The following is an 11,666-nucleotide window of genomic DNA, read 5'->3' on the forward strand; positions in this document are numbered from 1 at the left end:
GTCAATTGGAAATGACTTCTTTCTTTTTTATATCTGAAAGCAATCTTTCCAACTCTTCCATTATTGGTTTGATCGTTCGGTCATATTTTTTCAATCTTCTCCTGATGCTAAAATTCATCATGACCATAATGATAATGGTTAGGGCCAAATGAACTGCTATTCTCATTTCCAAAGAAAAAGGAGCAAGCAGGACGTAATAGGAAACATTCAGCGCTATTGCCAAGAGAAGGGCATAATAATACATGTAGGTTCCGGCTATTTTGTATCGTTGTCGAAGTTTTGCCAGTTGTGTTTCGAGGTACTTTTGGTTGGAAAGGCTTTCTGAGTTGTCACTAGGCATTAAAGTAGACCTGAAACTCAACCAAACTACCCAAAGCATAGCTACTGCTATTACCAATAAACTAAACAGGATGGCTTTGCTTTCTGCCCAAGGCATCGCTATAAACAGAAATGCCAAAGTAACAGGTGTAATTATCGCGATTGAAATCCTCTCTTTTCGCTGTTTTTGTTCCGTTTTTTTAAGTCCGGAAATCAATCCTTGGATATCAAAGTCTTTTGCCTTTTGACTTTGCCAGAGCTGCTGTATATCGTTGAAGTTAGTTTCCATGAGGTTGAGGGTTAAGTTTTTGAGTGAGCGCAGTTTTGATTCGGTTGACTTTTACAGCCACATAGTTTTCGCTAATGCCGCTGATCTCGGCGATTGATTTGTATGGGGTGCCTTCAAGTAGCAGAGTTGCGATGATCCGATCCAATTCAGGAAGTGAGGAAATGGCCTTATAGAGCGCATTAAGTTGATTTTCCTTTTCTTGAGTAAAACTCTCCGGTTCGGCTAGGTCTAGGTTTTCAGGAAAATCAGTCTGCTGAATGGCTTTTTTCTTTTCCTTGGCAGTATGCGTTAATGCCGTATTGTAAGCGATTCGGTAGATCCAGGTGCTGATTTCGCTTTCCCCTTTGAAACTCTCCAAGTGTCTCCAGATTTTGATCAGGATTTCCTGAAAAAGGTCCTTAGCCAGTTCTTTTTCCCGGACAAAGCCAAGACAAAGTCGGTAAATCTTGTCTTTGTGGTCTAGGTAAAGGGACTCAAATTGAGCTTCTTTCTGAGTTTTCATTGAAGAAATGCGCTGAGTTTTTCCATAAACCATTCCGGATTGTCCCACATGATAAAGTGGTGGGCAGAGGGTGCCATTTCAATTTGGACGTTTTCAGCCAATTGGTATTGATCGGAGAAGGTTTTTTTCACGCTTTCTTCGGTCAAGCCATAATTTTTACCCGAGGCCCAAGCTCCCAAGACCAAAATGGGAGTTTTTACTTCCGCCAATTCATCTCTGAAGTCGGTAGTCATCAACTCGTAGAATGCCTCCGCTGTGGTATTTCGGTCGCTTTGCATGGACCACTCTACCGCGAGGGGGAGTTTTTGCTCGTTGATGGTCATCATGGGCATGGTGGTTTTTTGCTGGGCGAGGTACTGTTCCGGACTTTGGGAAAGCATGATTTGCTTCATTTGGGAGGCCATTTCTATCATGTTTTCTTCAGTGGCAGCAGGATTAAAGGCAGCGGAGTAAAAGGGAAAGGAGTCGACGATAATGGTTTGCTGAATGTGGTTGGGGAGGCTCCGGGAGAGCCTGAGCGAGAGAAATCCGCCCAAGCTGTGTCCGATTAGCGTGACTTTTTCTTTTTGTTCCAAAATGTAATCGGTAAGCAGTTTTTCCATGGTTTGCAAAAATCCCTCAGGCATATCCATAGCAGGATTGTTGCCGAATCCCGGAAGGGTAAGGATGTGGCATTCGTAGTTTTGGGAAAGTTGGGCAACGGTTTCCTCCCAAACTTCACCCGAGGAAGCCAAGCCGGGAATCAAAATCAATTTGGGACCTTTGCCCACGATTTGGCTTTGCAAGCCTTGTGATTGACCAGTAGTCAAGGATCCGAAAATCAGCAGGTAAAGAAGAAATAACTTTTTCATGGTTTGTTTTTTCTTCTTTAGACCAGCTCCTCTTTCTTTCCTTACAGTGTTGGAGAAAAATTTTCTAAAAAATGAATATTACATTATATCGATTGGGGTTTTCATTTGCTTTCTTCGGCGTCATTATTCCAGCTTTACGCTTTTACCTCCCTAGCCCCCTTGAAGGGAAAAATAGCCCCGTCAAGTACTTCAGGCCTAACCTTAGAACTTTCCAACTTTACCACTTTCCAACTCCTTTCTTCCCACTCATCGGTCATCTGACATCGGACACCGGACGGACATTACCACTTTCCGACTCCTTTCTTCCTACTCATCGGTCATCTGACATCGGACACCGGACAAAACATTCCACTTTCCCACTCCAGGCTTACATTCTTAAAGTATATCCCTCACCAAAGCCATCACCTTTTCCACCTCAGTGCGAATGGACGATGCTCTTCCGAGAAAATTGGAATTCATAAAGGCAAAAGCATAAATCTTTCCGCTTTTGGTGCGAACCAAACCTGCAAGGCTATAATGATTGCTCATGCTTCCGCTTTTGGCAAAAATGTAAGGCTGGGCCGCCTGAAAAGTGTTTCTAAGCGTTCCGGTTTTTCCGCCTGTCGGCAAAAGGGCGTAAAGTTGATCTTCCGGGACGATGCGATACAGCTTGTCGATCAGTACCACCATGGATCGGGGAGTGAACAGGTTATGACGGGAAAGTCCGCTTCCGTCCACCCATTTGGGTTGGTCAGGCAGGTCAAAGAAATAGGTCTTTTGGATGTATTCGATGGCCCGATCCGTATCCAAGGTCTGAAATAGACGGTCTGAAACCATCCAAATCATCTGTTCCGCTATGAAATTATCGCTCTCAAGCATCATTTCCTGAAGTAGGGGAAAAAGAGGAGCTCCGCGGAAAATGGTAGTGTTTTCAGGCATTGCCTCTTTTTTGTAAATCCAGGTTTTTCCTGTCAATTCCTGAGCGAGTTCTGCCGTGAGCTGACCAGAAGTCAAAAGCGGAATGTAGCGTTCCCGTCCCTGAAAAGTCTCCGAATTGTATCTGAAAGAATTACTGTGGAAATCCCGTTCCAATTCATTGATCGGAAGGGTAGTGGTCGCAATGGATTTTTGAAATCTATAGGGGAAAACCTCAGGCCGATTCCCGACCTTTTTTACTTCCAAGAGATTGCCATAAATGGGTAATGGACTTCTTTCTGCAGAATAATCGTAGTAATAATCGTCCCATTGCCAGCCATAGCCAAATGCGGGGCTGATTTGATTGGCATCCGAAAATTGGATTACCCGATAATTTTTCCAGATTTTCTCAAAATTGGGTTGATAAAAATCCTGATACTTCCAGCTAGGATCCCCGGATCCCCAGATTTTCAATGTATCCCCAGCCGGAAGATATCTTACGGTTTGCGTGCTGTCCTGCAAAATAGCCACCGCAGCAAAGAGGGTAAAAAGTTTGGCAGTGGAGGCAGGAATGAAGTTGAGTTGACTGTTTTTCTCATAGACCACTCGCTGGGAATCCAAGTCGTAAAGAACGAAGCCAGTCATGTGGCTGGAAAAAGTACTTTTTTCCCCAAGGATATTTTCCAAAGAAGAAAATTGAGCTCTGCTTAGCTGCGCTGCTGCTGGCAGTGAGGTGATAAACCAAGCAAGGAAAAAAAGTGCTTTGATTCTCAACGGGCTAGTTGTTTTTAAGTGCTGAATAAGCCAGTCCCAACCAGCCCAATATAAAGCCAACTCCTCCGATTGGGGTGATAGCCCCGAGCCAAGTGATTCCGGTCAGAGAGAGGACGTAAAGGGATCCTGAGAAAATCAGAATTCCAAGAACCATGCACCAAGCAGAAAAGCTAAGGTATTTCCAATCGGGTTTGATCAGGGAAAGTAGGCTGATTCCGAAAAGTGCCAAAACATGGTAGAAGTGATAGCTCACTGCAGTCTCGAAGGTATCCAATCTTCCATTTTTGATCAGTAGCGGTTCCAATCCATGGGCTCCAAAAGCTCCTATTCCAACGGCCAAGGCACCCAAAATACCTGCTGAAATTAAAATTTGATTTCCTTTCATACTCCCGAATAGTTTCTTGCTCCAAAGATCGCCGATCCGATTCTCACCATCGTGCTTCCCTCTTCCTGTGCAATCTGATAATCTCCGCTCATTCCCATGGATAATTCTTCCAGTTGGACGAAAGGAGGCAAATCACGTTTTTTCAATTCCTCGAAAAGATTTTTAAGTCCTCGGAATTCCTTTCTGATTTGATCCGTATTCTCAGTGAAAGTGGCCATACCCATCAGACCTTTAATCTGAACATGGGTCAAGTGTCCAAATTCTTCCGAATTAAGCATCTCTTCCAATTCTGCCTGATCAAATCCGAATTTGCTTTCTTCCTCAGCAATATGAATTTGCAACAAAACAGGAATCACCCGATCGATCTTTTTGCCCTGCTTGTTGATTTCTTTCAAGAGTTTGAAAGAGTCCACTCCATGAATTAGGTGTACGTAGGGAGCAATGTATTTGACTTTATTGCTTTGCAAATGTCCGATCATGTGCCATCGGGTGTCGGTTGGCATTTCCGGCTGTTTGGCCTGGATTTCCTGGACTTTGTTTTCTCCAAAGTCCCGAATACCTGCTGCATAGGCCGCTTTAAGATCCTCCAGAGGTTTGGTTTTGCTGACGGCAATCAACTGACAGGAAGGGTTGACAAATGATTTTTTGACGGCTTCTAAATTGGCTTTGATATCCATTGTCTATTTTTAAGCGTTCATTTTTACATTCATAGGCCTAAACAAAGATATGGCAATCCTCAGCAATTTGCTCAAAAAGGGCATTCGACTCCGGGAAAGTTTGGAGCAGGAAGTTACTCAACCTCTTGACCTTCAGAAAGAACAGCTTAGGAAACTTTTACTCAAAGCAGAGCGAACTGCTATCGGAAAGAAGTACGATTATCATGGGATTTTGAAAGGGTTCAAAAAAGGGCCTGATGAATTCTATAAGCGATATAAGGCTCAGGTTCCCATTTATGACTATAATTCCATTCATGCCGAGTTTTGGTACCAACTGCAGGAAGGAAAGAAAAACGTGACCTGGCCCGGGCGGGTTAAATATTTCGCATTGAGCTCGGGCACATCAGGTGCTGCCTCCAAATACATCCCTATCACCAAGTCCATGGTCAAGGCCATCCGAAGGACTGGAGTTCGTCAGATTTTGAGCTTGTCCAAATATGATTTTCCAGCATCTCTCTATACCAAAGGCATATTGATGCTGGGAGGCAGTACAGATTTGGAGTTTAATGGGACTTATTTTTCCGGCGATCTCAGCGGAATTACTGCGGGCAATCTCCCGATTTGGTTTCAGCGATTTTACAAGCCTGGAAAAAAGATCTCCAAAAACCGAAACTGGGGAGATAAACTGGATCAAATCGTAGAAAATGCCCCGAAATGGGATATCGGAATCATTGTGGGAGTTCCGGCTTGGTTGCAGATTTTGCTGGAGAAAATCATTGAGCGATACCAGGTTCAGCACATTCATGAAATCTGGCCCAATCTGCAGATTTTCGTCCATGGGGGAGTTTCTTTTGAACCCTACAAGAAAGGTTTTGAAAGTCTGCTTGGGAAGCCCTTGACTTACATGGAAACCTACTTGGCATCTGAAGGATTTTTGGCCTTTCAGGCGCTGCCCAACAGGAAATCCATGCGATTGGTCCTGAATAATGGCATTTTCCATGAGTTGGTGCCCTTTACTGAAGAAAACTTTGATTCGGAAGGAAATATTCTCACTACTGCCCAAACATTCAAAATCGATGAAATCGAAGAAGGAAAAGACTATGCTCTCCTGATCACTACCTGTGCAGGAGCTTGGCGATATCTGATTGGGGATGTGATCCGATTTGTTTCCAAAGAAGAATCCGAAATCATCATCACTGGACGAACCAAGCACTTTTTAAGCCTTTGTGGAGAGCATCTTTCTGTGGACAACATGAACAAGGCCATAGAAATGGTAGCCGAGGACCTCAACATCCGGGTTCGGGAATTCACCGTTTTGGGTATTCCTTCCGGAAATCTTTTTGCACACCGATGGTTTATCGGTTCAGATGACGTAGTGGATTCCCAACTTTTCCGGGAAAAGCTGGACTCCTATCTCTGCGAACTCAATGACGACTACGCCGTGGAGCGAAAACACGCATTAAAGGAAGTTTTGGTGGATATTTTGCCTTCGGGGGTATTTTATGATTGGATGAAGGCTCAGGGCAAAGAAGGTGGTCAGAATAAATTTCCCCGGGTCCTGAAAGGGGAAAAGAGCCAGTCCTGGGAAGCCTATCTTCAGCAAAATGGTTACCTCAATGGGTAGTGCTTGGCTGGAAGGAGTCAGCATGGGCCTACTTCTCAGTGTTATTGTTGGTCCTGTATTCTTTACTCTGATTACCAATAGCCTGCAACACGGCTTCCGCTACGCGATGGTATTGGCTTTGGGAATCCTGTGCAGTGATGCACTATATGTGATGATTACCTATTTCGGAATTTCTTTTTTAGCCAATACCGACTTGTTCGAAAAAGTATTGGGTTATGGGGGAGGGTTGATTTTGACAGGTTTTGGGATTAGCTCTTTGGTCAAAAAGCAGGTAGAAAGACCCAATACCGGAGGAATTACTCTCCCGGTTCCCAAAAAAAGAAATGCATTTGCCAAAGGATTCAGCATCAACGGGATCAACCCCTTTGTTCTTCTTTTTTGGATTTCCATAGCCAGTTTGGTCACTTTGAAGGAAACCTGGACCGGTTCTCAAATCAGTCTATACTATGTCGGGATTTTGGGGACAGTCTTTCTGATTGATTTGCTTAAGGCATTTATAGCCAAACAGCTCTCCAGATTTGTGACTCCCCGGCTGATGAGATTACTGAACAAAGGAGTCGGGTTGGTCATGGTGTTTTTTGGCTTGAGAATGCTTTGGACTACTTATTTTTCTTAAACTTAGTCCATATCTACTGGTTTAATGCTTATGAAAAAGCAAACGATTTCTCCATTTGTCCTGTGTTTGATTCTTTTTTTCGCCTCAGCTTCATTGGTTTTTGGACAAGATGTGCCCCAACTCACCGAATTTAACCAAACCCGTTTCGAATATAACAGGCAAGGAATGATGATTTTGGGTACTTGGGCAGTGGGAAATATGATTTGGGGTGGGATAGGAGCGAGTCAGACTGCCGGGCAGACCAAGGCTTTTCATCAGATGAATCTGTATTGGAACTCGGTCAACTTGCTCATTGCAGGTTTCGGATATTGGCAGGCCACTAAAGAAACTCCGGGTTCAGACTTTTGGGAGACGCTCAAAGCACAACAAAGTATCGAAAAAATTCTTTTGGTCAATGCTGCTCTGGATGTAGCCTATATGGCTGGGGGGCTTTATCTGAAAGAAAGAGGTCTGAGAACAGAAAATGACCGATTGATTGGATTCGGGAAATCCATACTACTTCAGGGAGCTTTTTTGATGGTTTTTGATGGAATTATATATGGGTTTCATGTAGCTCATGCCAAAGAGCTACCTAGCTTGATTCAGAATATCAGTTTGGGGCCAACGGGTGTGTATTTCCGGATGAATTTTTGAAATTAAATTGATTTTGAACTACTTATTGAATAATCCGTAAGTTAAGTTGTTTCTCTGATAAACCTTGAATTATGAAAAATGCCCTTCCTCTACTTGCATTGATTTTTATGTTGGTCTCCTGCAAGGTTTCAGAAATTCTCCGAGTGGATACACTAACCAATTCTGAATTGCTGAAAGAATATCAGACCTTTCAAATGATAGAAGAGGATTTTTCTGACAAAAGAAATGAGCGGGTCAAACTAGCCTTCAGAGATAAATTAATCGATTACGGATTTGAAGAGACCACAGAGAACCCGGATTTTTTGATTCAGGGAGTGGTTGTTTCCAGGGATTTCATTGAAACTGTGGATATGTCCACTGATTCTTCTGTCCCAGGTCCGTTCTATGATATATATAATTCCGGAAATAGATTTCCTAGTGGAAGCGGCGGAGGAAGTTCAATTATAAATTCCGGAATGATTGGAAAAGTGATTTTTTTGATTCAAGACTCACAAACCAATGAAATTGCCTGGATGGGAATCAGTTCGGGAGTGGTATATGGAGGTAGTCGTGAGTTTGATTTAGATAAAATGGATCTTGTCCTCCATCAATTATTGACCTCCCTTTACGAATTAGAATAGAGTTCAAAAATCTACCCAAACCCTGATAGTTCATTTTTGAGCCAATGGAAAAAGGGGATATTTCTCTAAAAAGATGATTGGAAATGGGTGACTGAATTTTATAAACTCAAAAGACTCACCAAAAAATCTGTCTGCATTCAAAATTCGAATTTCTACAAATTCTATTTTTTTCTAAGGTCGGAAAGTGATAACTTCTTGAATGTTAAACTCAAACAAAAATTTTTATCATGTTTTTCAAATCCAAAATCAACCTTAGCCTGCTTTTTTTAGCAGTTGTGGTTTTTTCCTGTACTCAGGAAGAACAGCCATCGGTCTCCATTTCGGAGGAAAATCCAGAAGTTCAAAAGATCATTCCTTCATCGGAAATTGACCGGATTATTCTTAATTCCCTTCAGGAAAAAGGGGATTTTATCTGGATGGAGCAAAGCGATGAGCTGCTCTATAGCGCCCTGATTCAGGGTGATTCCATTTTGACTATTGGCTACAAGCCGGTGGGAATGGAAGATCCCAATGCCCGAATCGGACTGGATGATGTAAGCTCGGCCAATTGGGAGGCTGCATCAGAGTCCATCCTGGAAATGATCTCAGCCACGCTTACCAAAAATCAAAGTCCCAATTTCCGCCTTCGGGATCAGGATGCCTTGATTCATGAGCAATTACCCTACCTGGAAGTGAAGGTGGCGGATTTTGAGGTGCTTCAAAATCTCCGAAAGATGCCCGAGGTACGATATTTTGAGCCGGTAGGCTATCAGTTTGATTATTCCTTGCTTAATAGTGATAGCCCTGCTGCACGAATCCAAAGTGATGCAGGCTGTTCGAACAGCGCGGATACAGGACTTTCCAATTCTGATTTTACCACAGTAACCCCCAATGCAAAAGCTTCTTGGAACTACCAGCGGATGGGAATTGCACAAGCCTGGAGTCAAAGTACGGGTTCCGGAATCACTGTTGGAGTCATCGATACTGGTCTTTCTCCAAATCAGCCCCTGCTCAATTCGGGATTCAATTCTGGAGAGTCTTCCGGTAGGTATGTGGCCAAATTTGGGACCTTTAAGACCGGCTTCTGGTTTTGGAAAAGTTATGATGGTCCTGATGACCGATGCGGACACGGGACAGCCATGTCAGGGGTGATTGCAGCACCCAGAAATACGGTTGGGAATAGTGTAGGAGTGGCTTACAATTCCAATTTGATTTCTGTCAGAGGTACAAGTGATGTGATTATCAATTCTTCAGACGAGAAAAATGGGGTAGCTGAAGCACTTGTTTTGCTGGGTAATCGATCTGATGTCCGGATTATCAGTATGTCAATCGGAGATGTTTTCTCCAATTCCAAAGTAGCCGATGCCGTGCGCTATGCTTTTAATAGAGGGAAGTTGATTTTTGCGGCAGCAGGCACTTCCACTACATTCACCAATTGGGTAGGGGTGATTTTTCCAGCCAACATGAGTGAGACTATAGCGGTGACCGGGATTAAGGAAGGAGCGGGCTATCAGCGATGCGATACCTGTCATTCAGGCAGTCAGGTCGAGTTTACTGTTGTGATGCAGCGCTCAGGAAGCGGAACCACAGCTTTGAGCTTGGCAAACAGCAGTGATCAGCCATCCACTGTTGGAGGATCTTCGGTGGCTACTGCTACTGCTTCTGGAATTGCTGCTTTGGTTTGGGCTAAAAACCCAGGATGGTCCAGAGATCAGGTACTCAATCAAATGCGCTCCACCTCGGATCTGTTTCCCAATAGAAGTTCCCAGTATGGATTTGGAAACCTAAATGCAGCAGCAGCTGTAGGCGTAAATTAAAAAAGGGGCGAAAGCCCCTTCTAAATGAATAAAGGTGGCCTTGAAGCCACCTTTATTTTCTTAGATCATCCGGCGTTTTTCTTATTCTGAACTTCAGTTCTGATGTCCTGCGCCAAAGTCTTAAGCTCCTGCATGCCCTTTCTAACTCTGGTACCTGCAGCTTGATTTCCTTTTTCGTAGAACTTTTCGAAATCTGCTTCCAAGCTCATTACAAGATTTTTTACTTCACTAAATCTGCTCATAGTAAAAGTTTGTTTTTTAGGTTGATGATAAGTTAATTGTGATCGAATATAGCCCAAATACATACTAATTCAACCCTGAGGCCGTTTTTTTTGAATTTTTTTTTATTCTCCGAAAGAAAGTGCCAGCTCAGAATTCTTATAAACTCCAGAAACTAACTTATCTTTTACAGCAGCAAAAGCTTTGACTGTCTCGTCTACATCTGAAAGCGAATGAACTGCCGTAGGAATTAATCTCAAGATAATCATGCCTTTAGGCACCACTGGGTAAATTACTACTGAACAGAAGATACCGTAGTTTTCTCTCAAGTCCATAGAAAGTGCTGCCGCTTCGCCCACAGTACCATTCAGTACAACAGGAGTCACAGGAGAATTTGACTTTCCGGTGCTGAATCCGTTCTCATGAAGGCCTTTTCTCAACGCATTCACAATTTTCCAAAGGTTTTCTTTCAGCTGAGGTTGAGTTCTGATCAACTCCAAACGCTTTAGAGCACCTTCCACGAGAAGCATTGGAAGAGACTTGGCAAAAATTTGAGATCGCATATTGTATCTTAAGTAGAGGATGACATCAGCATCTCCTGCGATAAATGCTCCGATAGAGGCCATTGACTTGGCAAAAGTTGAGAAGTAAAGGTCGATTTGATCCTGAACTCCCTGCTCTTCACCGGCGCCTGCACCCGTGGCACCCAAGGTACCAAAGCCATGGGCATCGTCCACTAAGAGTCGGAAATCAAATTTTTTCTTCAATTCTACGATTTCCTTCAGTTTGCCTTGATCGCCGGTCATTCCAAATACCCCTTCGGTGATCACCAAAATCCCACCACCTGTTTCAGCAGCCAATTTGGTGGCACGCTCCAACTGCTTTTCACAGTTTTCAATATCGTTGTGAGGGAATACATATCGCTTGCCCAAGTGCATTCTCAAGGCATCGATGATACAGGCATGACATTCGGAATCGTAGACTACCACGTCTTTTCTGTCCAAAATGGCATCGATCACAGACATGATCCCTTGATACCCGTAGTTCAGCAAGTAGGATTTTTCTTTGCCCACGAAAGCAGCCAGTTCATCTTCCAACTGTTCGTGAAGATTGGTCTGACCTGACATCATACGGGCACCCATTGGATAAGCAGCGCCCCATTTTGCGGCAGCATCAGCATCTGCTTTTCGGATTTCCGGATGATTGGCAAGACCTAGATAATTGTTTAGGGACCAGGTGAGTACTTCTTTTCCTTTGAATCTCATTCTGGGAGCGATTTCTCCCTCGAGTTTAGGAAAAGACCAATACCCGTCGGCAAACCCAGAGTGTTTGCCCAAAGGGCCCATATTCGTTTTTAATTTTGCAAATAGATCCAAAGCTTGTAGAGTTTTAGGTGTATTAGTTTAATGATTGGATTCATTAAAATCCGCCAAAAATAAAACTTAATTGCCTTTGAAGCAAAATTCAGTTTCATTTCTCTGGATCAATC

Annotated in this window: 13 protein-coding genes; 5 read left to right on the forward strand and 8 right to left on the reverse strand. The window is 43.4% G+C overall.

All coding sequences use genetic code 11. From position 1 onward, the window contains the following. Window position 1: 1 nt before the first annotated feature. From AAA942_RS01585 to AAA942_RS01610, 6 genes are all read right to left on the reverse strand, one after another. Window positions 2-607, reverse strand: coding sequence for a hypothetical protein (locus AAA942_RS01585; protein WP_338218471.1), 606 nt, complete (start codon window positions 605-607; stop codon window positions 2-4). Beyond that, on the reverse strand, window positions 597-1,109 hold the full coding sequence (locus AAA942_RS01590; RefSeq protein ID WP_338218472.1) for an RNA polymerase sigma factor: 513 nt from the start codon (window positions 1,107-1,109) through the stop codon (window positions 597-599). The genes AAA942_RS01585 and AAA942_RS01590 overlap by 11 nt, the downstream gene beginning before the upstream one ends. Continuing rightward, window positions 1,106-1,960, reverse strand: a complete 855-nt coding sequence (locus AAA942_RS01595; protein WP_338218473.1) for an alpha/beta fold hydrolase — start codon at window positions 1,958-1,960, stop codon at window positions 1,106-1,108. Before AAA942_RS01595 ends, AAA942_RS01590 begins: the two co-directional genes overlap by 4 nt. A gap of 375 nt (window positions 1,961-2,335) precedes the next feature. Next, complete coding sequence (locus AAA942_RS01600) at window positions 2,336-3,628, reverse strand: D-alanyl-D-alanine carboxypeptidase (protein WP_338218474.1); 1,293 nt, start codon at window positions 3,626-3,628, stop codon at window positions 2,336-2,338. A 4-nt stretch (window positions 3,629-3,632) separates the two neighbouring features. Continuing rightward, entirely contained in the window at window positions 3,633-4,013 is a 381-nt protein-coding gene (locus AAA942_RS01605) for a DUF423 domain-containing protein (RefSeq protein ID WP_338218475.1), read from the reverse strand. Beyond that, complete coding sequence (locus AAA942_RS01610) at window positions 4,010-4,690, reverse strand: YggS family pyridoxal phosphate-dependent enzyme (RefSeq protein ID WP_338218476.1); 681 nt, start codon at window positions 4,688-4,690, stop codon at window positions 4,010-4,012. The genes AAA942_RS01605 and AAA942_RS01610 overlap by 4 nt, the downstream gene beginning before the upstream one ends. Window positions 4,691-4,739: 49 nt before the next feature. Here AAA942_RS01610 and AAA942_RS01615 point away from each other — a divergent pair, with 49 nt between their 5' ends. The 5 genes from AAA942_RS01615 (at window position 4,740) to AAA942_RS01635 (ending at window position 9,958) form a co-directional block, all read left to right on the forward strand. After that, entirely contained in the window at window positions 4,740-6,293 is a 1,554-nt protein-coding gene (locus AAA942_RS01615; RefSeq protein ID WP_338218477.1) for a GH3 family domain-containing protein, read from the forward strand. Further along, window positions 6,274-6,909, forward strand: a complete 636-nt coding sequence (locus tag AAA942_RS01620; RefSeq protein WP_338218478.1) for a LysE family translocator — start codon at window positions 6,274-6,276, stop codon at window positions 6,907-6,909. Before AAA942_RS01615 ends, AAA942_RS01620 begins: the two co-directional genes overlap by 20 nt. A gap of 30 nt (window positions 6,910-6,939) precedes the next feature. Further along, a complete protein-coding gene (locus AAA942_RS01625) occupies window positions 6,940-7,542 on the forward strand; it encodes a DUF6992 family protein (protein WP_338218479.1) in 603 nt (200 codons plus the stop codon). Between the two features lie 71 nt (window positions 7,543-7,613). Next, a complete protein-coding gene (locus tag AAA942_RS01630) occupies window positions 7,614-8,162 on the forward strand; it encodes a DUF4136 domain-containing protein (RefSeq protein ID WP_338218480.1) in 549 nt (182 codons plus the stop codon). Between the two features lie 227 nt (window positions 8,163-8,389). Continuing rightward, window positions 8,390-9,958: a S8 family peptidase gene (locus tag AAA942_RS01635; RefSeq protein ID WP_338218481.1), complete on the forward strand. Its 1,569-nt coding sequence runs from the start codon at window positions 8,390-8,392 to the stop codon at window positions 9,956-9,958. A gap of 65 nt (window positions 9,959-10,023) precedes the next feature. On the opposite strand, the gene AAA942_RS01640 is transcribed toward AAA942_RS01635, so the two are convergent. Together AAA942_RS01640 and AAA942_RS01645 are read right to left on the reverse strand one after the other, a co-directional pair. Beyond that, window positions 10,024-10,200 carry a histone H1 gene (locus AAA942_RS01640; protein ID WP_338218482.1) on the reverse strand — a complete coding sequence of 59 codons (177 nt, stop codon included), beginning with the start codon at window positions 10,198-10,200 and terminating at the stop codon, window positions 10,024-10,026. A gap of 102 nt (window positions 10,201-10,302) precedes the next feature. Then, entirely contained in the window at window positions 10,303-11,553 is a 1,251-nt protein-coding gene (locus AAA942_RS01645; RefSeq protein WP_338218483.1) for an aminotransferase class I/II-fold pyridoxal phosphate-dependent enzyme, read from the reverse strand. Window positions 11,554-11,666 lie beyond the last annotated feature (113 nt).

This window comes from Algoriphagus sp. oki45, assembly GCF_036245605.1.
In the GTDB taxonomy this organism is placed as follows: domain Bacteria; phylum Bacteroidota; class Bacteroidia; order Cytophagales; family Cyclobacteriaceae; genus Algoriphagus.